This window comes from Kitasatospora sp. NBC_01302, from assembly GCF_035976515.1.
Taxonomy (GTDB): domain Bacteria; phylum Actinomycetota; class Actinomycetes; order Streptomycetales; family Streptomycetaceae; genus Kitasatospora.
Map to the genome: position 1 here is coordinate 960,937 of NZ_CP108404.1, position 23,620 is coordinate 984,556.

At 74.5% G+C, this 23,620-nt stretch carries 22 protein-coding genes and 1 pseudogene; 9 read left to right on the forward strand and 14 right to left on the reverse strand.

All coding sequences use genetic code 11. From position 1 onward, the window contains the following. Positions 1-3: 3 nt before the first annotated feature. The 5 genes from OG294_RS04325 to OG294_RS04345 all read right to left on the reverse strand — a co-directional run bounded on the left by OG294_RS04325 (position 4) and on the right by OG294_RS04345 (position 3,682). A complete protein-coding gene (locus OG294_RS04325) occupies positions 4-429 on the reverse strand; it encodes a helix-turn-helix transcriptional regulator (RefSeq protein WP_327065038.1) in 426 nt (141 codons plus the stop codon). Positions 430-499: 70 nt separating this feature from the next. Continuing rightward, positions 500-1,369, reverse strand: coding sequence for a biotin-dependent carboxyltransferase family protein (locus OG294_RS04330; protein ID WP_327065039.1), 870 nt, complete (start codon positions 1,367-1,369; stop codon positions 500-502). After that, on the reverse strand, positions 1,366-2,082 hold the full coding sequence (locus tag OG294_RS04335; protein ID WP_327065040.1) for a 5-oxoprolinase subunit B family protein: 717 nt from the start codon (positions 2,080-2,082) through the stop codon (positions 1,366-1,368). Before OG294_RS04335 ends, OG294_RS04330 begins: the two co-directional genes overlap by 4 nt. After that, positions 2,079-2,879: a LamB/YcsF family protein gene (locus OG294_RS04340; RefSeq protein WP_442789309.1), complete on the reverse strand. Its 801-nt coding sequence runs from the start codon at positions 2,877-2,879 to the stop codon at positions 2,079-2,081. The genes OG294_RS04335 and OG294_RS04340 overlap by 4 nt, the downstream gene beginning before the upstream one ends. Before the next feature lie 86 nt (positions 2,880-2,965). Continuing rightward, positions 2,966-3,682, reverse strand: a complete 717-nt coding sequence (locus tag OG294_RS04345; protein WP_327065041.1) for a GntR family transcriptional regulator — start codon at positions 3,680-3,682, stop codon at positions 2,966-2,968. 202 nt (positions 3,683-3,884) lie between these two features. Here OG294_RS04345 and OG294_RS04350 point away from each other — a divergent pair, with 202 nt between their 5' ends. The 4 genes from OG294_RS04350 to OG294_RS04365 all read left to right on the forward strand — a co-directional run bounded on the left by OG294_RS04350 (position 3,885) and on the right by OG294_RS04365 (position 7,744). Beyond that, complete coding sequence (locus tag OG294_RS04350; RefSeq protein WP_327065042.1) at positions 3,885-4,616, forward strand: DUF969 domain-containing protein; 732 nt, start codon at positions 3,885-3,887, stop codon at positions 4,614-4,616. Beyond that, complete coding sequence (locus OG294_RS04355) at positions 4,613-5,581, forward strand: DUF979 domain-containing protein (protein WP_327065043.1); 969 nt, start codon at positions 4,613-4,615, stop codon at positions 5,579-5,581. Before OG294_RS04350 ends, OG294_RS04355 begins: the two co-directional genes overlap by 4 nt. A gap of 110 nt (positions 5,582-5,691) precedes the next feature. Further along, positions 5,692-6,336, forward strand: coding sequence for a pyroglutamyl-peptidase I (pcp, locus tag OG294_RS04360; RefSeq protein WP_327065044.1), 645 nt, complete (start codon positions 5,692-5,694; stop codon positions 6,334-6,336). 226 nt (positions 6,337-6,562) lie between these two features. Beyond that, positions 6,563-7,744, forward strand: a complete 1,182-nt coding sequence (locus OG294_RS04365) for a C40 family peptidase (RefSeq protein ID WP_327065045.1) — start codon at positions 6,563-6,565, stop codon at positions 7,742-7,744. Between the two features lie 119 nt (positions 7,745-7,863). Here the strand turns inward: OG294_RS04365 and OG294_RS04370 are convergent, their stop codons facing one another. After that, positions 7,864-8,640, reverse strand: coding sequence for a 3'-5' exonuclease (locus tag OG294_RS04370; RefSeq protein WP_327065046.1), 777 nt, complete (start codon positions 8,638-8,640; stop codon positions 7,864-7,866). A 157-nt stretch (positions 8,641-8,797) separates the two neighbouring features. Here OG294_RS04370 and OG294_RS04375 point away from each other — a divergent pair, with 157 nt between their 5' ends. Continuing rightward, a complete protein-coding gene (locus tag OG294_RS04375; RefSeq protein ID WP_327065047.1) occupies positions 8,798-10,069 on the forward strand; it encodes a glycosyltransferase in 1,272 nt (423 codons plus the stop codon). A gap of 44 nt (positions 10,070-10,113) precedes the next feature. Here the strand turns inward: OG294_RS04375 and OG294_RS04380 are convergent, their stop codons facing one another. The 3 genes from OG294_RS04380 to OG294_RS04390 all read right to left on the reverse strand — a co-directional run bounded on the left by OG294_RS04380 (position 10,114) and on the right by OG294_RS04390 (position 12,840). Beyond that, complete coding sequence (locus OG294_RS04380) at positions 10,114-10,998, reverse strand: hypothetical protein (RefSeq protein WP_327065048.1); 885 nt, start codon at positions 10,996-10,998, stop codon at positions 10,114-10,116. Positions 10,999-11,008: 10 nt separating this feature from the next. Next, entirely contained in the window at positions 11,009-12,190 is a 1,182-nt protein-coding gene (locus tag OG294_RS04385) for a DUF2306 domain-containing protein (RefSeq protein WP_327065049.1), read from the reverse strand. A 134-nt stretch (positions 12,191-12,324) separates the two neighbouring features. Next, complete coding sequence (locus OG294_RS04390) at positions 12,325-12,840, reverse strand: helix-turn-helix transcriptional regulator (protein WP_327065050.1); 516 nt, start codon at positions 12,838-12,840, stop codon at positions 12,325-12,327. A 70-nt stretch (positions 12,841-12,910) separates the two neighbouring features. Here OG294_RS04390 and OG294_RS04395 point away from each other — a divergent pair, with 70 nt between their 5' ends. Next, positions 12,911-13,465, forward strand: a complete 555-nt coding sequence (locus OG294_RS04395; RefSeq protein WP_327065051.1) for a hypothetical protein — start codon at positions 12,911-12,913, stop codon at positions 13,463-13,465. Positions 13,466-13,529: 64 nt separating this feature from the next. Here OG294_RS04395 and OG294_RS04400 read toward each other — a convergent pair whose 3' ends face one another. Continuing rightward, positions 13,530-13,913 (reverse strand): cupin, encoded by a 384-nt coding sequence (locus OG294_RS04400; RefSeq protein WP_327065052.1) that lies wholly within the window; start codon positions 13,911-13,913, stop codon positions 13,530-13,532. Beyond that, positions 13,910-15,397: pseudogene (locus OG294_RS04405) on the reverse strand (MFS transporter). The gene OG294_RS04400 and the pseudogene OG294_RS04405 overlap by 4 nt, the downstream one beginning before the upstream one ends. Before the next feature lie 57 nt (positions 15,398-15,454). Between OG294_RS04405 and OG294_RS04410 the strand changes: the two are divergent. Beyond that, positions 15,455-16,141, forward strand: coding sequence for a TetR/AcrR family transcriptional regulator (locus OG294_RS04410; protein ID WP_327065053.1), 687 nt, complete (start codon positions 15,455-15,457; stop codon positions 16,139-16,141). A gap of 53 nt (positions 16,142-16,194) precedes the next feature. Here OG294_RS04410 and OG294_RS04415 read toward each other — a convergent pair whose 3' ends face one another. Beyond that, positions 16,195-17,394, reverse strand: a complete 1,200-nt coding sequence (locus OG294_RS04415; RefSeq protein ID WP_327065054.1) for an FAD-dependent oxidoreductase — start codon at positions 17,392-17,394, stop codon at positions 16,195-16,197. Between the two features lie 148 nt (positions 17,395-17,542). Beyond that, complete coding sequence (gene bla, locus OG294_RS04420; protein WP_327065055.1) at positions 17,543-18,466, reverse strand: class A beta-lactamase; 924 nt, start codon at positions 18,464-18,466, stop codon at positions 17,543-17,545. Between the two features lie 179 nt (positions 18,467-18,645). Here bla and OG294_RS04425 point away from each other — a divergent pair, with 179 nt between their 5' ends. After that, positions 18,646-19,419 (forward strand): hypothetical protein, encoded by a 774-nt coding sequence (locus OG294_RS04425; RefSeq protein ID WP_327065056.1) that lies wholly within the window; start codon positions 18,646-18,648, stop codon positions 19,417-19,419. 296 nt (positions 19,420-19,715) lie between these two features. Continuing rightward, entirely contained in the window at positions 19,716-20,573 is an 858-nt protein-coding gene (locus OG294_RS04430; RefSeq protein ID WP_327065057.1) for a hypothetical protein, read from the forward strand. Between the two features lie 85 nt (positions 20,574-20,658). Here OG294_RS04430 and OG294_RS04435 read toward each other — a convergent pair whose 3' ends face one another. Further along, complete coding sequence (locus OG294_RS04435) at positions 20,659-23,517, reverse strand: type 2 lanthipeptide synthetase LanM family protein (RefSeq protein ID WP_327065058.1); 2,859 nt, start codon at positions 23,515-23,517, stop codon at positions 20,659-20,661. Positions 23,518-23,620: the final 103 nt, after the last annotated feature.

The following is a 23,620-nucleotide window of genomic DNA, read 5'->3' on the forward strand; positions in this document are numbered from 1 at the left end:
GCCTCACCCTACGGGCGGTGTCCGGGTCCGGGCTTCTCCGTTCCTGACCGGTCGCGTGTGGATCTTGGCGAGGCAGGCGGGGAGGGCCGCGTCCGCCTCGTGGTCACGCTCCCGGTAGGCGCTGGGGCTCTCGCCGACCAGCTCGGTGAAGCGCGAGCTGAACGATCCCAGCGAGGTGCAGCCGACCGCGAAGCAGACCTCGGTCACCGACAGGTCACCGCGGCGCAGCAGTGCCTTGGCCCGCTCGATCCGGCGGGTCATGAGGTAGCTGTAGGGCGTCTCGCCGAAGGCCGCGCGGAAGCTGCGGGAGAAGTGGCCGGGCGACATCAGGGCCACCTGCGCCAGCGCCGCCACGTCCAGCGGCTGTGCGTAGTCGCGGTCCATCAGGTCACGGGCCCGGCGCAGCCGGACCAGGTCTTCCAGCATCACCCGTCCACCATCGCACAGTGCGGGCCGGCCGCGGACGGCCCGCCCCCAGGGCCTTCTCATGGACCTCGGCTCACCAGCCGGCGCCAGGCACGGGGACGAACCGGACCGGGGTGCCGGGCGGTGCCTGGGCCGCCGCGGACAGGGCGTCCTCGGGCACCACGCCGATCACCGGGTAGCCGCCGGTGGTCGGATGGTCGGCGAGGAAGACCACCGGGCGGCCGTCCGGCGGGACCTGGACGGCGCCCAGCACCATGCCCTCGCTGGGCAGCTCCCGCTCGACGGCCCGCTCCAGCACCGGGCCGGTGAGGCGCAGGCCGATCCGGTTGCTGGCGGGCGAGACGCGGTAGTCGCACGCCGCCAGGGTGGTGACGGCCGCGGGTGCGAACCAGTCGTCGCGCGGCCCCAGCCGCAGCGGCAGCACCAGGTGCTCGGGCGGGGCCACCCAGGGCACCACGTCCGCGGCGAGCGGCGGGCCGGCCGGGTCGGCGCCGAGCGGCAGCGCGTCACCGGCGGCCAGCGGCGCGGGGCCGAGGCCGGAGAGCAGATCGGTGGCGCGGCTGCCGAGCACGGCCTCGGCCGCGACCCCGCCGGCGAACGCCAGGTAGCTGCGCACGCCCCGGGCGGCGGTGCCGAGCTCCAGCAGCGCGCCCGCGCCGAGCCGCAGCGGGGCGCCCCAGGCGGCGGGGCGGCCGTCCACCCGTACGGAGCAGGGCGCTCCGGTGACGGCCGCGACCACCGGGCGGTGCACCCGCACCGCGCAGCCCAGCACGGTGGTCTCCAGCGTGGCGGCCCGCGCGGAGTTGCCCACCAGGAGGTTGGCCAGCCGGTGGGCGCGGCGGTCCAGTGCACCGGAGCGGGGGACGCCGAGGTGGGCGTGGCCGGGCCGGCCGAGATCCTGAACGGTGGTCAGCAGGCCCGGACGGACGACGGTCAGGGTCATCTCGGCTCCACTCCGTGCGCGACTCCATGCTCCACGCGGTGCTCGGCTCCGTGCTCCGAGCCGTGTTCCGCGCGGTGTTCCACACTGTGCTCCACGCGGTGCTCCACGCTGACGAAGCGGACCCGGTGGCCCGGGGCGAACAGGGCGGCGGGCTCGCGGGCGGGGTCCCACAGCACGGCGTCGGTGCGGCCGATCAGCTGCCAGCCGCCCGGCGAGGAGCGCGGGTAGATGCCGGTGTAGGCGCCGGCCAGCGCGATCGACCCGGCCGGGACGCTGGTGCGCGGCACCGCCCTGCGCGGCACGTGGAAGCGCTGGTCGAGCCCGGTCAGGTAGCCGAAGCCGGGCGCGAACCCGCTGAACGCCACCCGGTACTGCGCGGCGGCGTGGATCCGGGCGACCTCGTCCTCGCCGACCCCCCAGAGCGCGGCGACGGCCGGCAGGTCCTCGCCGTCGTAGTGCACCGGGACGGTGATGACCTCACCGGCGCTGTCCGGCAGCGCGGGCACCCGCCGGCCGGCCAGCTGCCGGGCGAGGGCGCGCGGGTCGTCCACCCCGTCGAGCAGCACGGTCAGCGCGGCCGGCACGATCTCCCGGACCCGGGGCAACTGGCCGGCCTCGCGCATCCGCAGCAGTTCGGCGTGGAGCGCGGCGGTCTCCGCGGCGCCGTCGAGTTCGATCAGCAGCGCGTCGAGCCCCACCGGCAGCGCCCTCATGCGAACGCCTCGATCCGGACACCGGCGCCGTGCAGCGCGGCCCGCACCGCGCGGGCGAGGTCGGCCGCGCCGGCGGTGTCCCCGTGCAGACAGAGCGAGCGGGCCCGCAGCCGGATCCGCCCACCGGTGTTCGTGCCGACGGGGTCGCCCTGGGCGATGGCCACCGAGCGCCGGGTCACCTCGCCGGGGTCGTGCAGCACCGCGCCCACCTCGCGGCGCGATACCAAGGTGCCCTGCGGGGTGTAGGCGCGGTCGGCGAACGCCTCGGTGACGGTGGGCAGCCCGGCCTCCTCGGCGGCCAGGTGCAGCCGGGAGCCGGGCAGGCCGAGGACGGGCAGCGTCAGGCCGGCCAGGCGCAGGCCCTCGACGACGGCCGTGGCCTGCCCCTCGTCGTGGACGGTGCGGTTGTAGAGCGCGCCGTGCGGCTTGACGTAGCGCACCCTGGTCCCGGCCGCCTTGGCGAAGGTGTCCAGGGCACCGATCTGGTAGGCAACCTCGTCGGCCAGCTCGTCCAGCGGCAGGTCCATGGCGCGGCGGCCGAAGCCGGCCAGGTCCCGGTAGGAGACGTGCGCGCCGATCCGCACCGAGTGCTCGGCGGCCATCGCGCAGACCCGCCGCATGGTGGAGGGGTCACCGGCGTGGAAGCCGCAGGCGACGTTGGCGCTGGTGACCACCGAGAGCAGCGCCCGGTCGTCGGTGAGCTGCCAGCGGCCGAAGCCCTCGCCCAGGTCGGCGTTGAGGTCGATCACCGCTGCTCCGTCAGCAGTTGCTCCGGTCTCCACTGCCGCCGCGCTCACCGGCCCGGTGCCTGCTGCTTCGGCGTTCACCGGCCCGGTGCCTGCTGCTTCGGCGTTCACCGGCCCGGCGCCTGCTGCCTCGGCGCTCACCGGTCCGGCTCCGTCTCCGTCATGGCGGTCACGATCACCCTCCGGGCCTCGTCCAGATACCGGGTCAGTTCCACTTCGACGTCGTCGGTCGCGCCCGACTCCAGCAGCCCGGCCAGCGCCTGGTTCCAGCGCAGGAACGGCTCGTGCAGGCCCCGGGCATCGGCCACCGCGCCGAAGGCCAGGCGCAGTTCGGCCAGCAACCGGGCCATGCACTCGTCGATCCGCTCGCTGCCCGCGAGCCCGGCGACGGCCTGGTGGAAGCGCAGGTCGGCGGTGCCGACGGCGACCCAGTCGCCGCGCTGCTCGGCCGCCTCGGCGGTGGCCAGCGCGCCGCGCACGGCGGCGATCAGCTCGGGTGCGGCGTGCGGCGCGGCCCGGACGCCGACCTGTTCCAGGGCCAGGCGCAGGGTGAAGATGTCGGCGACGTCCGCGGGCCGCAGCGCCCGTACGAAGACGCCGCGGTTCAGCTGATGGACCAGCAGGCGTTGGTCCACCAGCAGCCGGAAGGCCTCGCGCAGCGTGTTGCGGGAGACCGCGAGCGCCTCGCCGAGCGCCTCCTCGGAGAGCCTGGTGCCGGGGGCGAGACGGCCCTCGGTGATGTGCTCGCAGAGCAGTTCGGCCACCCGCTGCGCGGCGCTGGTGCGCCCGAGGCGCCCGCGATCGGCCGCGATGGCGCTGAACTCCCCGGTCGTCGCCCGTTCGTCTGAGACCACGGCGGCCCTCCTTCTTCGATCATGCAGCCCGCGCCGATCATGCACCCCGGCTCATGCACCCCGGCAGCCCGTGGCCGATCCGTTGTCGGAGAACGGTACCCAAGTCTTGTGGGATTGTTCAACAATCCCCTAACCTCGGCTCAACTCCCCCCAGGGCCTCCCCCACAAGGCCGGGAACCTCCTTCGGAAGGTGGCCAAGAGCGTGATCGTTCTCTTCGGCATCCTCGTCGTGGTGGCGGGATTCGCCACTCGACGCAACCCGCTGTTGATCGTCGGCGTGGCGGGCGTCGTCACCAGCCTGCTGGGCAAGCTCTCGTCCATGAAGGTGCTCGCGGCCTTCGGCACCGGCTTCGCCTCCAGCCGGTCGGTGACCATCTTCGTCATCGTCCTGCCGGTCATCGGCCTCCTGGAGTACCGCGGCCTGCAGGAACAGGCCCGCACTCTGATCGGCCGGCTCGGCGCGCTCAGCACCGGGCGGCTGCTGGCGATCTACCTGGTGCTGCGTCAGCTCTCCGCGGCACTCGGCCTCACCGGGCTGGGCGGCCCCGCCCAGGCGGTGCGCCCGATGGTCGCCCCGATGGCGGAGGCCGCCGCCGAGCGCCGCCACGGCACGCTCACCGAGCGGATGCGCGAGCGGGTCCGCTCGTACGCCGCCAGTGCCGACACGGTCGGACTCTTCTTCGGCGAGGACTGCTTCCTCGCGGTCGGCTCGATCCTGCTGATCACCGGCTTCGCCAACGCGACCTACCACACGCACCTGGAACCGACCCAGCTCGCGCTGTGGGCCATCCCCAGCGCGCTGTGCGCGACCGTCATCCACGGCCTGCAGCTGCTGCGCCTGGACCGTGCCCTCGACCGGGAGAACGCCACCGTGCAGACCAGCACCGCGAAGCAGACCACCGTCGGGCGCGCCCGGGCCGGGGAGGCGAAATGATCCAGGCGGAGTGGCTGTACTGGCTGATCGGCGCCCTCTTCCTCGCGGTGGCCGGGCAGATGGCGGTCGACCGGAGCAACCCCAAGCGGTTCGGCTCCGCCGCCTTCTGGGGGCTGCTGGGCCTGAGCTTCATCTACGGCACCTGGGTGGTGCGCAGGACCGCACCCGCCGCACCGCTCGGCGCCGCGGTCCTGGTGATGATCTGCCTGGCGGGCTTCGGCCTCACCGGGCGCGGAGCCTCCCGCGCCCCGGAACCCGAGCAGCGCGCCGCCACCGCGGCCCGGCTCGGCAACCGGGTGTTCGTCCCCGCCCTGACCATCCCGCTGGTGGCCGTGCTCTGCTCGACCGTGGTCAAGGACTGGCACCTCGGAAACCGGCCGGTGCTCCAGGCGGGCAGCGAGACCATCGTGGGGCTGGGGATCGGCGCCCTGGTCGCCCTGCTGGTCGCGCTGCTGATGACCCGTGAGCGCAAGCCCGTCGTCGCCCTGCACGCCGGGCGCGGGCTGCTCGAATCGATGGGCTGGGCGCTGCTGCTGCCCCAGCTGCTGGCCGTCCTCGGCTCGATCTTCCAGGTGGCCGGGGTCGGCACCCAGGTCGGCAGGCTCACCACCGACATCCTGCCGCACGGCAGCCGGTTCCCCGCCGTGGTGCTCTACTGCGTGGGCATGGCCCTGTTCACCGTCATCATGGGCAACGCCTTCGCCGCCTTCCCGGTGATGACCGCCGCGATCGGCTGGCCCGTCCTGGTCACCCAGTTGCACGGGAATCCGGCGGTGGTGCTGGCCGTCGGGATGCTGGCCGGCTTCTGCGGCACCCTGGTGACGCCGATGGCCGCCAACTTCAACCTGGTGCCCGCGGCCCTGCTGGAGCTCAAGGACCAGTACGGGCCGATCAAGGCTCAGGTCCGTACCGCGGGAGCGCTGTTGGTGTGCAACATCGCCATCATCTCGCTCTTCGCCTTCTGAAGCCCTCCGAGGCCATCCGAGGCCATCCGAGGCCATCTGGAGCCTTCCGCGACCTTCCGAGACCTTCCTCGGTCTTTCGAGGCCCGTCACTGCGAGAGGTGTGACCACCCATGACCCGCGTCCTGCTCACCGGCTTTGAACCGTTCGGCGGCGCCACCCGTAATCCCTCCTGGGAGGCCGTGCGCCTGGTCGCGGCCGATGCACCCGAAGGGCTGGAGGTGACACCGCTGCGGCTGAGCTGTGTGTTCGGTCGGGCGATCGACGAACTGCGGGACGCCGTCCGGGCGACCGACCCCGAGCTGGTGGTCTGCGTCGGCCAGGCTCACGGGCGGCCCGACATCAGCGTGGAGCGCATCGCCGTCAACATCGACGACGCACGCATTCCCGACAACACCGGACGCCGCCCGGTCGACGAACCGGTGGTGCCCGGTGGCCCCGATGCGTACTTCGCCGCCCTGCCGGTGAAGGCGTGCGTGGCCGCCGTGCGCGAGGCCGGCCTGCCCGCCTCGCTGTCGCACACCGCCGGAACGTTCGTCTGCAATCATGTCTTCTACGCCCTGATGCACCTGATCGCCGTCGAACGACCCACCACCCGGGGTGGTTTCGTCCACGTGCCGTCCCTGCCCGAACAGGTCCTCGACCAGGCGGTGCCGTCCCTGCCGGCCGCCGCGGTCGCCCAGGGCCTGCGCGCCCTGCTGAGCTGCGCCGCCACCCGGCGACTTGATGTGCACACTTCCGAAGGAACCATTCACTGAGGGGTGTTGGACGTTTTTGTCGCCAAAGATTTGAACAGATCACGGAGTTATCACTAAGGTCGGCAAGCAGACCGCCGCGATGGTGATCACCCGACCCGGGTGGCAGTGGCGGGCGCCGCCGAGTTCGAGCGCAGCAAGGACAGCTGACTGTCCGACAGGGGACCCTCGCGGGGGAGCTGCCAAGCGGTACTGGGGAACCATGTGTCCCCGCGAGGGAGAGGCAGCAATGGCGTCCCACCGTCGTCCCAAGCCCGTCGGCCGTACCCGTGCGTCGATCCTGACCGCCACGGCCGCCACCGCCATGGCGCTCTCCGCCCAGGGTGCCGCGCACGCCGACCCGGCGCCGCCCTCGCTGGACCAGGTCAAGTCCCAGGTCGACGACCTCAACCACCAGGCGGAGCTCGCCACCGAGAACTACGACGGCGCGCAGGCCAAGCAGCAGACCCTGCAGAAGCAGGTCGGCGACCTGCAGGACCAGCTGGCCCGCCAGCAGGGCCAGGTCGCCGACCTGCAGTCCGGGCTGTCCTCGGTGGCCGCCGACGAGTACGCCACCAACGGAATATCGCCCACCGTCCAGCTGATGCTCTCCGCCAAGCCGGACACCTTCCTCAGCCAGGCCAAGTCGCTCAACCAGCTGAGCGACACCGAGTCCGACGCCCTGAAGCAGCTCCAGACGCAGCAGCGCAAGCTCGACCAGGACAAGGCCGAGGCGCAGGCCAAGCTCGCCGAGCTGGACGCCACCACGCAGCAGCTCAGGGCCGCCAAGGACGACGTCCAGGCCAAGTTGAAGAAGAGCCAGGACCTGCTCAACTCGCTCACCGAGCAGCAGCGCCAGGCGCTGGCCGCCGCGGAGGCGAAGGCCGCGGCCGACGCCAAGGCGGCAGCCGACAAGGCCGCGGCGGACGCCAAGGCCGCAGCCGCCGCCAAGGCCCAGACCGACGCCACCCAGACCGCCTCACGCGACGCGGCCCGCACCGACCCCGGGAGCACCGGCACCGGCAGCGGTACCGGCACGACCGCCCCCAGCACCCCGCCCGGCGGCAGCTCCGCCGGCAACTCGGCCGCCCAGGCCGCGATCGCCGCCGCCGAGAGCCGGCTCGGGATGCCCTACGTGCCGGGCGGCGCCGGCCCCACCCAGTTCGACTGCTCGGGCCTGATGCAGTGGGCCTACGCGCAGGCCGGCATCTCCCTGCCGCGCACCTCCCAGGAGCAGGCCACCATCGGGACCAACCTCGGCACCAACATCGCCAACGCCCAACCCGGCGACCTGATCATCTACTTCGCCGACCGCGGCCACGTGGGCATGTACGTCGGCGGCGGCCAGATCATCCACGCCCCGCACAAGGGCGCAGTGGTCCACTACGAGTCCGCCACGGTGATGACGATCGCAGCGATCGTCCGCCCCTGAGCGACCCCGCCGGGCCGCCGGTGTCCTGACGTCGCCTCGGGACACCGGCCACCTCGATGCTCCGGGCCAAGGTGCTCTTGCCGGACGAGTTCGTTCCGGCGATGCAGAGGAAAGCGGTGTCACCACAGAGTCTGATCCTCGGAGTTGGGGGTAGCGGGCAGGGAGGCGCCGGGCATCTTGGGCGGGACTGCAGCGGCGAGCAGCGCGTCCCAGGTGTCGTAGTGCGCGGCGAGGTCGAGCAGCAGCAGCGCGGTGGCGTGGGCGTCGAAGCCCGCGCGGTGGCGCTGGCCGGGGACGGCGGCCAGGTCGATGCCGGTCAGGTCGATCAGCGCGTCGAGGCTGTACCCGCCGGCCGCCGGACAGGTCGCTCGAGCGAGCCGGAGGGTGTCCAGCACCCCGGCCGGTCGCCACTGCGGCATGTGCCGCAGCAGCACCCCGTAGTCCACGTGGGCGTTGTGCGCGGCGATCCATGTGCCCTCCAGGTCGGCGTGTACCCGGGCGCCGACCTGCTCCCAGGTCGGCGCCGTCGCGACGTCCTGGTTGGTGATGCGGTGCACCCGCGTGGCGAACGGCGTGATGGGGTTCGGGGGGCGCAGCAGGGTGGAGCGGGCGGACGACGGCACCGGGCTCCCGTGCACCATGGGGATCGCGGCGACCTCCACCAGGTCCGGTGGCTGGGCGCCGTTGCCTTCCACGTCCACGACGAGGACGCGGGGCCAGGTACCGAAGTCCATCACGGTCTCCTTACTGGGCGGCGGCCCGGCCGATGTCGGCGCGGCCGTCCGGCGGTGGTTGCACGGCTTGTCACGGTCGTGGACCTGGCAACCGAAGCAGCGCTGCAGGAAGGAGCGCGGCGGCTCGTTCAAGCCCTCGACGATGATGGCGCGTTCGTTCACCTCAACGTCGCCGATAGCCCCGAGAGCACGGGCCTGCTCGGTGACATCCTCCACGGTGGGGCCTGCCAGGCGTCGCGACACCGGCCCAGCGATCGCCCGTCAACGCCCTGCGTGGCACAGCTGCCGAAACGGGCCCCGCTGGACGATACTGGCCGTCATGCGAGTGGCAGTGATGACCGCGGGTTCGCGCGGCGACGTGGCTCCCTACACCGGGCTCGGCCATGCTCTGGCGCAGGCCGGACACCAGGTCACGCTCGTCACCCATGCCCGTTTCGCGCCGCTCGCGGCTGCGGCGGGGGTGGGCTTCCATGCGCTGCCGGTCGACCCGCTTGCGGAGCTCCGGTCTGCGCGCGGACAGGCGCTGCATCGGAGTACCACCGGCGCCGGGAAGCTGCTGCGGGTCATCGCGCTGGCCCGGTCCGCGGTCGGGCGGACGGCCGAGGACCTGCTGGCAGCCGCCCGCACCAGCGACGTCCTGCTGCTGTCCAGCTCGCTCGGCCCGCTCGGCCACGCCATCGCCGAGGGGCTGGGGCTGCCGAGCATCGGCGTGTACCTCCAACCCCTGGCCGCCACAGCCGAGTTCGCGCCTCCGGTGACCGGCACCCGGTCCTGGGGAGCGGTGGGCAACCGGCTGGCCGGACGAGCAGTGAACGCTGCGGTGGACGGCATCTTCGCGGACAGCGCCCGCGCGCTGCAGGACCGCCTCGGCCTCCCCCGCCACCGCTCGCACACCGCCCGTCGGGCCCGCGAGCGCCAGGACTGGCCCGTCTACCACGGCTTCAGCCCCCTCGTGGTGCAGCGCCCGCACGACTGGCGCCCCGGCCTGCGGATCGCCGGATACTGGTGGCCCCACGACCCGCCCCAGGCACAACTCCCGGACCGGCTGAGCGATTTCCTGTCCGCCGGCCCGCCACCGGTCTTCGTCGGCCTGGGCAGCGCCACCGTCCCCGACCCCGAGCGGCTGAGCCGGACCGTCGTGCGCGCCCTGCGTGCGGCCGGGCTGCGCGGGGTCATCCAGCGCGGCTGGAGCGAACTCGCCTGCGAGGACGACGACATGCTCACCATCGACGAGATGCCGCACCAGCTGCTGTTCCCGCACATGGCCGCGGCCGTCCACCACGCGGGAGCGGGCACCACCGCCGCCGCCCTGCGCGCGGGCATTCCGGCCGTCCCCCTCCCCGTCCAGTTCGACGCCGCGTTCTGGGCCGCCCGCCTGACCGCCCTGGGCGTCGCCCCCACCGCGATCCCGCTGCGCCGGCTCACCGCCCAGGCCCTGACCGCGGCCCTCGTCCAGGCCACGACCGACCCGTCCTACACCCGCCGCGCCCAGGCCCTGGCCGCCCGCATCCGCCAGGAGGACGGAACCGGCCCGGTCCTGGCCGCCGTGAACCGCCTCGGCTCCCCGGCCCGCCCCGCACCAGCGGACTGACGCACCGGCCTACCAGGCGTTGGCCAGCGGCTCAGAGCTGCACCTCAGACCTGCGGCGACGCCCTCCGGGAGAGCAGCCACTGCCCGATCAGTCCGGCGGCCAGCAGCCCGCCGACCAGGGTGATCAGGCAGAGCCCGGGGCCCGAGCTCCAGTGCACCGCCGAGCCCCGCACGCCCAGCACCAGGGCCACGGCGAGGGCGACACCGGGCAGGGCGGTCAGGGCGGGGCGCAGCCGGGTCAGGTCGTCCTCGGCCAGTGCGCCGAGGACGCCCACCCCCAGGGCGATGCCCCAGACGCCGAGCGCCTGTGCGTCGGGGCGGTCGACGTGCCAGGGCACCAGTGCGGCCCAGAAGCCCGGCACGGCCAGCAGGCCCGCCCCGATGCCGAACCAGCCCGACCCGAGCACGGCCATGAACGGCTTCGACCAGGCCGGCAGCGGGACGACCGGCGGGGCCGGCGGGCGGGCCGGCTCCAGGTACTGGCGGGCCAGGCAGCCGAGCGCGAGCAGAGCCAGCAGGCCGAGCACGGCGATCCAGCCGAGGCTGAACATCACCAGGAAGACCGAACCGCCCCGGACCACCTGCAGTTGGCCGGCGTTGAGCAGCGACACCGCGAGCAGGCCGAGCAGCACGACGGCGGTCGGCAGCACCAAGGTGCGCACCTCCTCCCAGACCCGGGCCCGGCCGACCATGAGAAGGCCGGGTGCGACACCGAGCATGGCGGCGCCGATCAGGCCGGGGCTCAGCGGCTCGGGCGAGGCCCAGGCGCCGAAGACGTGGCCCGACAGGCTCACGGCCGCCATCAGCGCGCCGGTCAGGCCGCTGACCACCGCCACCACGGTGGCCAGCATCGTCACGGCCGCGGTCAGTCCGCGCCCGGGTCCCGGTCCTTCGAGATCGGCGGCCGGTGCCACCTCGACACTGCTCAACTCTTCCCCCTCAGCTGATGGTTGACCGAACCGCCAGGTCGACGGGCCGCCCTGCGCCGCGCGGCTGCCGCCGGAGCAGCTCGCGCCCGTACATCACCCGCAGGCTGACCATCGTGGTCGCCGCGAACGCCAGCACCCCGCAGCCGATGGCGACCCCGGCGGACAGGGCCGTGCGGGCGTCGAGCCCCAGCTGCCGCTCGAACAGCTGCGCCGCGCCGACCGAGAAGACCGGCGCCACCGCGAGCGCGACCAGGTGCAGCCGCCACTCCTCGCGCGCCCAGCTCGCCCCGGCCCGGCCCGCGCGCCACTGACGGACCAACAGGACCGCGTAGGTCAGCGCGAAGGGGATCAGGTACGCGAGGAGCAGCCGGCGCCCCTCAGCTCCCCAGCCCCAGAACGACCGGGTGATCCAGAGCAGCGCCGCCGCGCCGGCCGGCTGGGCGAGGACGAGCACCGGCAGCGGCACCCAACTGCCCCGCACCCCGGGGACGTTCTCCCGCCGGTCGAGCGCCCGGGAGGCCAGCAGCGCGCCGAAGGTGACCACCGAGCCGAGGTGCATGATCGCCACCCGGTTGATCTCCGTCATCGGCAGGCCGGGCAGCAGCCACGGCAGCACGCCCCACTCCAGGCGCAGCAGCGGCGCGGTCATCAGGAACCCGTAGCAGAGCAGCATCCACCGCTGGTGCAGGTCGGGCAGGCGCCCGACGGCGGCCAGGATGCCGAAGGTCACGCTCAGCACCGTGCCGACCAGGATGGTGGCGAGCACGATCCAGAACGTCGACCCGCCGAACGCGTCGGCCAGGCGGGTGCGCGCCAGGTAGACCGCGGCGCCGGCCATCGAGACGTAGACGGTCAGCGCGAACACCACCCCGGCGACCCGGTGCAGCCGTCGGCGCCGGCGGACCGCCGAGAGCAGCTGGACCGGCCCGAGCAGCATCAGCAGGCCGCCGAGCACCGAGTGGACGACCAGCGGCACCAGGCTGCGCCCGTACGGCCCGATCCGGGTGGCGAAGGCGTCCGCCACGTAGCGCGGCGACACCGCGCGGGCCAGCACCCACTGCCCGAACGCCGGTGCGCCCGGGTGGGCGTAGGGCCACAGTTCGGTCATCGCGATCGGCGCGTAGCCCAGGCAGAGGACCACCACGGCGATCGTGGCCACACGCCCCCAGGCGACGTTCCTGAGACGGTTCACGGCGGCTCCCTCGGGGTGTACCCGCTCCCGACTACCTCATCGATAGTCCTTTCTGGACTATCGCGAAGGTAGCGGCGGTCCCCGGTCGGGGTCAACGCCCCTGCACCGTCGTCGTTGTCAGCCCCCGCGCGGCCTCAGCCCTCGCGCTGCTCCACCCACTGCCAGAAGTCGACCATCATCCGCTCGTAGCGGATGCCGAACTCCAGCGCCTCGCGCTGACCGCGGGTCAGCAGCGTTCCGACGCTCGTCGCGAGCTCCTCGTACTCCGCCAAGGTGGCACCGTGCTGGGTCAGTTGCTCCGGAGCGAGCAGCTCGCCCCGGGCCCCGAACCAGAGCTTCAGGATGCTGCGCTCGCGCGCCTCGACCGGCACGAAGGCGGTGTCCGAGAGCCACCGCGCCAGCGCGGTGCGGCCCGCCTCGGTCAGCTTCATCAGCCGCCGGTTGCGCCCGCCCTCCTGCCGGACCTCGGAGAGCAGCCCCGCCTCCGTGAGCCGGTCGCACTGCGCGTACACCTGCGCGTGCGGCACCGACCAGAACGGCGCCACCGTGCGGGCCGCCTCGACCTTCACGTCGTACGGGCTGGCCTCGCCCAGCTTGTCGATGATGCCGAGGACGAGGTACGAGGGGGTGGTCAGCCGGGTGTCAGCCATGCCGTGACCGTATCGCGACCGGCCGGGCCCGGGCGAAGCCGCTCGGCGCTCGACGGTAAGGTGCGGCGGCATGGGCCCGGACACACCGTTCATCGACGACGACAGCGACCACGACGTCTGCTGGATCTGCCCGGCGCTGCGCTACCCGGGCGGCCGGTTCGACGTCTACGACCGGCCCGCTCGCGAGGCGCCGTTCGATCCGCGGACCGGGTTCCGCTACACCGCCCAGGGCGTGGCGGTGTGCGTGCACCCCTACAAGGTCGGGCTGCCCGCCGGCCGCTACGCCAGCGCGGACGAGCCGCTCCCGGCACCCTGCCCGCCCCCGGCCCGCCCGGCCGGGCCCCCAGCACCGCACGCCGATCCGACCGCATCCGTGCGGCAGGCCCCGGTACGGGCGTTCCCCGGACCGGCCCCGGTCGCCGAGGTGCCGGATGCCGTCATCCTCGCCGGGAGCCGGCCCCAGGTGCCCGCCGAGCTGCTGGCCTGGATGCGCGGCCTGGTCGCCGACGCGGCCCCCGACGACCTCGCCGCCACCCTGGAACTCGCCGAGCAGGCGGCCCGCCTGCGCTTCCCGCCCGACTCGGTCGTCGAAGCGCTGCGCCGGGTGCTGGGCGGGTGCCGGTAGGGCCTGCTCCGGTCCCGACGGACGCGGTGGCCCGGCAGCAGGGGCTGCCGGGCCACCGCGGTGGTCAGCGGCGCTCGAGGCGGGTGCCCTGGCGCAGGGTGATCGACATGAGGTCGCTCGGCGCGTCCAGTTCGAGGCGGTGCCAGCGGCCCCGGGGCACGATCACGGCGGCGCCCGCGGGCAGGTGCACGGCTTCCTCGGGTTCGCCGGGGGTGGTGGGGCGCAGGTGGAGGCGCGCGCCGCCGGCCAGGCAGCAGACCGCCTCGTCCGCCTCCGGGTGCATCTCCCAGTGGTCGGCGTGCACGTCGGAGTCGGTCTCCACGTGGAAGGCGGCGATCTGCCAGGCGCCCGGATCGCCGCTCGCCATGCGGCGTTCGGCGCTCCGCACCGCGCCGTCGGGGTGGAACTGCAGGGCCGTGGCGAACAGGTCGATGGGGGTCGTCGTCATGACGGGGTCCTGTCTTTCGGTCGGTTCGGAGCCGGGACGGCGGCCGGCACGGTGGTGGCGGCGGCCCGGCGGCGGGGCAGCAGGGCGATCGCCACGACCCCCGCGAGCAGGAAGAGTGCGGCGCCGACCGCCAGGCCCGTGGCGTAGCCGGCGTTCAGCGCGGCGGGGCCGGTGGCCTGGCCGGTGCGGTGTGCCGCGACGGTCGCGAGGACGGCCAGGCCGACGCAACCGCCGAGTTGGCGTGCGCTGTTGAAGACACCCGAGGCCATGCCGGCCTCCTGGGGCGCGACGCCGGTGGTCGCGGCGGCGGCGACCGGGGCCAGCACCAGTCCGGTCCCGATGCTGGTGAGCAGGGCGGGGCCGAGGACGTCGGTGAGGAAGCCGCCGTCCACGCGGATGCACGCGAACCAGGCCAGCCCCGCCGCGGCCAGCAGCGCGCCGGGGATCAGCGCCGCGCGCGGCTAACGGACGGCGGTGAGGCGGGTCGCGACGACGGTGCCCGCGACCAGGCCCGCGGAGAAGGGCAGGAAGGCGGCGCCGGTGGCCGCGGCGCCCAGGCCGAGCACCTGCTGCAGGTAGAGGGAGACGAAGTAGAAGGCGCTGAACTGCCCGGCTGCCGCGAGGAAGACCAGGACGTTGGCGCCGGCGACCCAGCGGCTGCGCAGGAGCCCCAGGCGCAGCAGCGGTGCGGCGGCCCTGGACTCAGTGACGACGAAGGCGGCCAGCAGCACGGCCGCGGCGGCGAGGGTCGCCACGGTGGTCGCGGAGGTCCAGCCCCGGGTGTCCGTGCGCAGGACGCCGAACACCAGCAGCCCGATGCCGCCGGTCGCCAGCAGGGCGCCGAGCACGTCCGGGTCCTTGCGACCGGTGGTCGGCGCCTCGGCTCCCGCGCCCGCGTCTGCGCCTGCGCCTGCGCCTGCGTCTGCGTCTGCGGGGAGCAGCACGAGGGCCGCCGCGACGATGGGCAGGTTGACCAGCATGACCCACCGCCAGCCCGCGTACTGCGTCAGCAGCCCGCCCACGAGCACACCCAGCGCGCCGCCGGCCGCGTTCACCGCGCTCCACACCCCGAGTGCACGGGTGCGTGCCCGCCCCTCGGGGAAGGTCGTGGTCAGCATGGCCAGGGCGGCCGGTGCGGCGGCAGCGGCGCCCAGGCCCTGGCCGGCCCTGGCGGCGACCAGTTGCCAGGGCGCCTGGGCCGACCCGCCCGCCAGGGAGCAGAGTCCGAAGACGCCCAGGCCCAGGGCGAAGAGCCGGCGCCGGCCGTACAGGTCGCAGGCACGGCCGCCGAGCAGCAGCAGGCCGCCGAAGGCGAGCGCGTAGCCGTGCACGACCCAGGAGAGCCCGAGCGGGGTGAATCCCAGGGCGTCGCGGATGGCGGGCAGCGCGACGTTGACCACCGACATGTCCAGGGCGAGGACGAACTGCGCGACCGCGGCAGCCGCCAGCACGGCTCCGGGTCGCCCCCGTGAGTTTTTATACATGTACGAAAACTAGCGCCCGATGCATCCCGCTGTCGACTCCTGGGGGATGATGGGGGCATGCCGCAACCGCCCGCACCGCGCAAGACACCCGGCCGACCTGCCCGGATCTCCCGCGAGGAGATCATCGGGGCGGCGCTGCGGCTGCTGGACGAGGAGGGCGTGGAGCGGCTGACGATGCGCCGGCTGGCCACCGAGATCGGCAGCACGCCGATGGCGCTCTACCACCACGTCCGCAACAAGGACGAACTCCTCGTGCTGCTGCTGGACGACTACGCGACGCGGACCCTGCGCCGGCCCGAGGCGCTGCCCGCCGGGGCGCGCGAGCGGGTCGTCGCCGCCGCGGACGCGATTCACGCGGTGCTGGCCGACTGCCCCTGGATCGTCGCGGTGCTGACCGCCGACGACCTGATGTCCAGGACCGCGCTGTGGTTCGTCGAACAGATCGTGGCCGGGCTGGTCGACTGCGGACTGACGCCCGACCAGGCCGTGCACGGCTACCGCGCGATCTGGCACTACACGGCCGGCGAGATCATGATCCGCGCCGCGGCGGCCCGGCGCCGCGCGGACGACGACCGGCCCACCTACCGGGCGGCGGTCTTCGCCGACCTCGATGCCGAGGAGCTCCCCCGGCTGGCACAGGTCGCGGGCCGCTGGGAGTCGCTGACCGCTCAGGACACCTACCTGAGCGGGCTGCGGGCGCTGGTGGACGGCCTGACGGGCAGCCAGGCGGGCACGGGCCGCTAGCGGCCCGGCGACCCGGCGCGGCGGCCCGGTGGCCCGGTGGCGCGGAGGTCGGGTCAGCCCTCCTGGCCGGGTGCGGGCAGCGGGGTCTGCCAGTCCAGCAGGCGCAGCAGTTCCTCGTCCGTGCGCGATGCGGGGCGGGCGGAGTCGCGGGGCGGGCGGGTGGTGGGGGTGGGCGGCGGGGGTGTGTTGGTGCGGTTCGCGGTGAGCTGGGCGCTGGTGGCGATGTTCTGCTCCGCGCGCGGCCTGCGGAGCAGTTCGTAGCGGGTGAGCGCGTCCGTGGACGGGCCCGCTTCGCGCAGGGCCTTGGCGAGGACCACCGCGTCCTCCAGGGCCATCGACGCGCCCTGGCCGGTGGCCGGAGAGGCCGCGTGGGCGGCGTCGCCGATGAGGACGGTGCGGCCGCGGTGCCAGCGGCCACCCGGCCGCAGGTGCTGGGCGTTGGTCACCATCAGCCGCTCCGCCGTGGCCGCCACGATGTCCGCGGCGGGCGTGCGGTCGGGGTGCAGCAGCGGCAGGAGGTGCTCGCGCCACTGGGCGGGCGTGGTGCGGGCCAGTTCGTCGGCGGCGACCGGTGGGCCGGGCACCCGGGCGAACCAGAAGGTCTCGCCGGACGGGGAGCAGGCGTAGCCGAAGGCGGCACCGCTGCCGCGGAGCATGGTGATCCGGTGCGAGGCTTCGCCCAGTGGCGCGTAGTCGGTGGTGTAGCCGTAGCAGACGCGCTGGCCCGCGTACTCGGGGCCGGGCTGGTCCGGGTCCAGGAGGGCGCGCACCGTCGAGTTCAACCCGTCGGCGCCGACGGCGAGTTCGGCGCGGGCCGAGCTGCCGTCGGCGAAGGTCGCGGTGACTCCCCCGGCGCTCTCCACGAGGCCGGTCAGCCGCGCGCCGTGCCGGATCGGGATCCCGCGGCGGCCGACCTCGCGCCGCAGCGCCGCGCCCAACTCGGCGCGGCGCAGACAGCGGTAGCGGGTCAGCGGGTGGTCGGCCTCGCCGAGCGGCATCGCGGCGAGCTCCCGGCCCGCCTCGTCCAGCACGCTCATCTCGGTGAGCGGGAAGCCGAGTTCGGCGACCGGTGCGGCGGCGTCGAGCTGGGCGAGCGCGCGCATGCCGTTGCTCGCCAGGGTGAGGAAGGCACCGATGTCGGCCCCGGTGTCCGGGTGCGCCTCGTACACGGTGACGTCGAAGCCCGCCTTGTGCAGGCCCAGGGCGGCCGCCGCTCCGGCGACGCCCCCACCGATGACCATGATCTCCGTCAACGCCCGGCCCTCCAGCCTCGTCCCACGACCGCCCCGGCGGTCGCCGGCGACGTCCCACCACGACCTTAGCCGGGCGCGGTGGGCGTCGGTGGCATCGGTGGACGTCGGTGGCGCCGGTGGACAACCGGTGGCAGCCGGAGAACCCCGGTCAGCCGACGGCGGGCGCCAGCAGGGCGGCGGCCTTGGCGATCAGCGGCTCGTCCGCCGGCGCCTTCTGGTCCTGCTTGGTGGACAGGACCGCCAGCACCACGGTCTCCCCCGCCGGAGTCCAGGCGATGCCGACGTCGTTGGTGGTGCCGTAGTCACCGGTGCCGGTCTTGTCGCCGAGCCTCCAGTCCTTGGGCAGTCCGGCCCGGAAGCGTGCGCCGCTGGTGGTGTTGCCCAGTAGCCAGGTGGTCAACTGCTGCCGGTGCGGAGCCGTGAGCGCGTCCCCGAGGACGAGCCTGGCGTAGGTGCGGCCGATCGCGTGCGGGGTCGTGGTGTCGGTGACCCGGCCGGGCTCGGCGGAGTTGAGTTCGGGCTCCCAGCGGTCCAGCCGGGTGACGCGGTCCCCGATCGAGCGGCAGAAGGCGGTGACGGCCTGGGGACCGCCGAGTTCGCCCACCAGGAGGTTGGCCGCGGTGTTGTCGCTGTAGTCGATCGCCGCCGCGCACAGCTCCGCGACGGTCATGCCGTTCGCCAGGTGCTCGGGGGTACCGGTGATCGGGGCGTAGCCCGAGCGCGTGACGTCCTGCTGGGTGTAGTGGATGCGCTTGGCCAGGTAGTCGCCGTCCCGGTCGAGGTCCCGCAGGACGGCGGAGACGGTGACCGTCTTGATGGCCGAACAGGTCGCGAAGAGCTCGCCCGCACGGTAGCGAACCTGGCGGCCCGTCACCGTGTTGCGCGCGTACACCCCGAGCCGGGCGGCGTGTTCGCGCTCCAGGTCGGCCAGCGCCCGGTGCAGGTCGCTGCCGCCCGGCGTCGCGGCGGCGGCCGGTCCGGCGGTGGCCACGGTGGCGGCGAGCGCCGCCCCGGCACCGAGGGCCAGCATGGTGCGGCGGCTGGGACGGGCGGCGAAGCCGGCGTCGTTCATGGGTCTCCTCTGCTGGATGAACGGGACTCGACTACCAGGACGCACCGACCGTACCCACGGTTCGGTCCCGAAAGGATCGGTCGCCCGGCGGGTCGGCACGGCGACCGGACCCCGCCCATGACGGCGTGACGGCGCAGGACTACGGTGCCGGTCGGAACAGGCACGACAAGGGGGCTGACATGGCAGGCAAGAAGCGGCGGAAGAAGCCGCAGCCCGGGCGGGCGGCCGACCGGACCGTCACGGAGCCGAGCCGGCGCGAGGCCAGGCTGCTGACCAAGGCAGGGCCGACCGGCGTACCGGCCGACGTCAGCCTCCGGCACGGCCGGATCGGCTGTGCGGTGCTGGGCGCGGCCGCAGCCGCGGGCATCGCCGTACCCGCCGTGGTCGAACGCTGCGGCACCGTCCAGGCCGGTGAGCAGTTCATCGGTGCGCTGACCGGGACAGCGGCCACGATGCTCCTCATGAACCGGCACAACACCGGGGACCCCGTCATCCACGGACCCGACCTGCGGTATCTCACCGCCCGTACGCTGACAGGTGTGCGGACGGTCGACCTCACCGCGCTGGTGCGGATCCGCCGCGACCGGGTCCCCGGCAACCGGGGGTGGGACGACCTGGTGCTCACCGACGCCCGAGGAGTCTCGCTGCAGGTGACCGGGAAGCAGGTGGCTGAACGCCTCACCGCCCTGCTGCAGCCTCAGGACGGCACCACGGCGCAGGACCTGGCCACGGCGCAGGACCGAGCCACCGCGCAGGACCTGGCCACGGCGCGGGACGGCGTGCCGACGGGCGCGCGGATCTCCCCGCAAGCTGCGGTGTTCCTGGGCCTGGCGACCCGCTCCAGGCGCCAACACGCGGTCCAGAGCTGCGCGGACTACCTGCGCAGTGCCTGCCTGCCGATGGCGGGAGCCGGACTCGCCATGCTCACCACCTGGTTCCTGGGCACGGCCTGACCGGTGGGCCGGCCGCGGAAACCACGCGTGGCATCGACGAGGATGACGCGTTCACATCCGACACCGTCAACTCGCTCGTCGGGGTCGCTCTTCGTCGCTCTCGTAACTGATCCGGCCACCGCACGTTGGACCCTGCGCCGACGTCAATGCCGGTCGGCACCACCACCCGAGCCGCTGGTGCCGTACAGACTTCATACGCATTCACGTTTACCGGGGATGGAAAGAAGGCAAATGCACCGTACGGCTCATGGAGACCATCACGAGCACTTCCCACACCCGGAATAAGCGAGGAATTCGTGGCTACCACGTTCAACAGTCACAGCAGCGTCGCGTCCACCATCGCCCTGCTGCAGTCCGAGCTCCCCCGCCTGGAGGAGCAACAAGGCACGTTGGAAAGGCAGTTGGCGGAGGTGACGGACCGCCTCGGCGCGGTTCGCAGCGCCCTCAGCAGCCTGCAGTCGCTCGCCCCGGCGCCTGCCCCCGCCGCGCAGCAGGCCCCCACCGTGCCGGCGCAGAAGACGCCCGCCACGGAGACGATCGCGGTCCAGGCACCCGCGCCCACCGAGGTTCCGGAGCCGGCGGCGGCCGAGGGCACCGAGGAGGCGCCGGCGAAGACCGCGCCGAAGACCGCACGCCGGGCCGCCGTCGCGAAGACGGGTCGCACCCGCAGGACTTCCCCGGCCAAGGGGTCGGCCGCGACCAAGGCGCCGGCGAAGACGTCGACGAAGGCAGCGGCGAAGAAGACATCGGCGAAGGCAGCGGCCGCGGTGCCCGCCCCGGCGCAGGAGTCCGCGCCGGAGACCGCACCCGAGGTCGCCCCGGCGGCGGCGCCGGAGACCGCCCCCCAGGCGGTCGCCGAGCCGGCGGCGGCCGAGGCCCCGCGCCGGGCGCGGCGCGCGTCGAAGCCGCGCAAGGGCACGGCGCCCGCGCCGGCCGAGGCGGCGAAGAAGCGCGCACCCGGACTCACCGACGGCATCCTGGAGTTCCTGGCCGGCGCCGAGCAGCCCGTGCGGGCCGGTGACGTCGCCCAGGGCCTGGGGCGCGAGTCCACCCCCGGCAGCGTCAACGCGATCCGCACCGCGCTGGAGCGCCTGGTGAAGGCCTCCCGCGCGCAGCGCACCGGCCGCGGGCTGTACCAGGCCCTCCCCCGCTGACCGCCCACGCCCGAGGGCGTGTCGCAGGGCTCGCGCCTACCCGCCGGTCTCCTGGCGGGTAGGCCCCCGCGTGCAGCGGCTCCGATCACTCCCCCGCGCGGCCGAGCAGCAACGGGGAGGCCAGCCGCTGTTCGGGGTGCATCCGCAGCAACAGGTGGACCACACCGGCCAGTCCAGGCAGCAGACCCGGCGAGAACGCCTCGCGGGCCAGTCCGCCGATCGCGCCGTGCTCCTCCAGGCCGCTGAGCAACTCGGCGTCGGCGGCACCGCGGTCCTGGTGCACCGGGGGCACGGCCGAGGGGTGGCAGGCGCGCAGCGCCGCGAGCAGCTCCCACAGCCCCAGGTCCCCGTGGCACAGCGTGTGGGTCCAGCCGAAGCCCTCGCGCAGCGCGGCCGGGCCGGCCCGGCGGGCGGTCTCCAGGTGGGCCGGATCCCCGGTGCGCCGGTGGAGGTCCGCGGCGGCCAGCCCGATGCCGGTGGCACCGTGGCACCAGGCGGTGGCGTGGTCCACCCCGCTGGTCTCCCGCAGGTCGGCCCAGGCGGCCGCCTCCCGCGAGTACAGCGATCGTTCGAAGTCGAGTGCCCGGTCGGCGAGTTGACGCCAGCGCTCGCGATCCGCCGGCGTTCCGGCCGGGCTGAGTGCGAGCCTGGTGAGCGCCCAGCCCATGCCGGTGGCGCCGTGCGCGAAGCCGCCCACCGCCGCCGGGAAGAGCGCGGTGGGCCAGCGCGCTCCGCGCTCGTCCAGCACGGCCGTCCGCTCCAGGTGCCGGCCCGCCTCGGCGGCGGCTGCCAGCCAGCGCTGCGCCCCGGTGGCCGCGGCGAGCCCCAGCAGCGGCACGACGGCGCCGGCCGCGCCGCCGAGCACGTCCAGTGCCCGGTCCTGGCCGATCCGCTCCGCGTCCAGCAGTGCGGCCCTGGCCTGCGCGCGCTCCAGCAGCCAGTCCTCCCCGAGGACTTCGTGCAGCGTCGACCAGGTCCACAGCTGGGAGGCGAGGCCGGTGAAGCCACCGATCTGCCGGGTGGGCACCTGGTCCTCGGTGGCGGCGAGCACCCGCAGGGCGCCCCGCAGCAGCTCGTCGAGCCCCGCCACCTCGTCGGCCCGGCCGGCGGCCCGTTCCTGCCGGTACTGGGCCAGCGCGAGGACGACGCCGCCCTGCCCGCTGTAGAGGTCGGCGGTCAGCGGGCGGATCGCCCAGCCGACATCGGTGAGCACCGGGCTGATCCAGGTGGCCGTGCCGTCGCGGCCGCGCACGGCGGCGGCGCCGATGGTGCGGACCGCCTCGGCGGCCAGCCGCCGGCGGCGCTCCTCGGCCCGGCGCAGGTGCGGTGCGGTGGCCGGTTTCGGTGTCCGCGCGGGCAGTTGGCGCTCGTTCAGGTAGGCGCCGACCAGGGCGCCGCGGATCACCTCCTGCTCCAGGGCGAGGTCGGCCGCGCGCCAGTCGGTCAGCGCGGCCGCCAGGGTGGCCGGATCCACCAGCATGCTGAAGACCGGGACGTCGCCGAGGAGCAGGTCGTCGATCTCCGCCTCGATCTCGGCGGCCTGCCGGGGTGCGACCGGGTTGCCCTGCGCGTTGCGGGCCAGGATGTCCCTGGCCCGGGTCAGCGCGGCGGCCGGATCGTGCAAGGAGGCCGGGTGCCAGAGCATCCGGCCGATCTCCATGTACGCCTGGGTGGGGCGGCGGATCAGCCGCACCTCGCAGCCCTCGAAGGCACCGAGCACGCGGCGCAGTTCGCCCTGGTCGTCGAGTCGGCGCAGTCGCGCGGTCAACTCCTCGAAGCCGCCCAGGACCTGCTGCCAGTGCCGGGCCAGCACCGGCGCGGGGCTCGGGTGGTTGCGCGAGGCCCGGACCTCGACGGCGGTCAGCTCCATCCGGGCGCTGTCCCGCCCGCCGTCCACGATCACCGGCATCGGGATCCGCGGCTGCTGACCCGGCAGGCCGCCGGCCGCCGAGAGGTCGACCCCGGCCAGCGTGTAACCGTCCAGGCGCAGCGGCAGGATGCCGGTGCGCAGCACGGTGCTGCGCACGGTGCGGGCGGCCAGGTCGACCGCGTCGCCACGGCCGCTGGGTTCGGTGGGCGGATCAGGGGTGAACAGGCTCTCGGCGTCGACCACCACCGGCACCGGACCGTGCGCGAGCAGGTTCTCGGCGTGCAGGTCGGTGCCGCCGACCAGCCGCATGACGGCCAGCCAGTGGCCGAGGTTGCGGTAGAACAGGGCGAGTTCGGCCTCGCTCGCGCAGTACACGTGCTCGACGTGGGCGGCCCAGCCGTACGGCTCGCCGCCCGGGTCCAGCCGGGTCAGCACGGTGGGCACCCGGATCGGTGCGGCCTGCCCGGCCGGGAGCACCGCGGTGAGCAGGTCCCGCAGCGCCGCGTCGACCTGCAGCGAGCGGGGTTTGTACATCACCGTGCCGCCCTCGAACCGCAGCCGGGCCACCGCGTGCCCGCCCCGGTGCTGGTCGCCGGCGCCGGGTTCGAGCTCGAGCAGCGGCCCGGCGGGCGCGCCCAGCAGCTCGCCGAGCGCCGCCCGGTCGGCCACCAGGCGCCGGGCCAGGGTGAGTCCGGCGTCCAGTTGCAGGCGCCCCGCCGCGCGGACCCGCTCGTGCAGCACGGGGTAGCGCTCGCGCAGCCCGTCCAGGTAGTCGACGGTGCTGGCGCGCCGCAGGAAGCTGTGCCAGCGCTGCGCCTCGTCCGCGCCCGCCAGCTCACCGGCCAGCGCCGCGGCCCGCAGCTCCAGCAGGAGGACCCGGTTCAGTTTCAGCTGGAGGGAGCGCGACAGGCTGGTGCGCAAGGCGGTGGCCAGCACCTGCCGTTCGCCGGTGGCCAGGCCGGTCAGCTCCGCGAGCCGGTGTTCCAGCTCGGTGAGCAGCGGGGCGGCCAGCGCCTGCACGGGCTCGGCGAACCAGCCCTCCTCCAGCGGCGCGGCGACGGCCTCCTGCGTCATGGTGCGTCCTCTCCGGGCGGTCCTCGGCCAGGGCCCGGTCCGGCCCTGGTCTCCTTGACGGGCGGCGCTCCCGCGGTGCGGGACCGCGGGAGCGCCGCCCTCG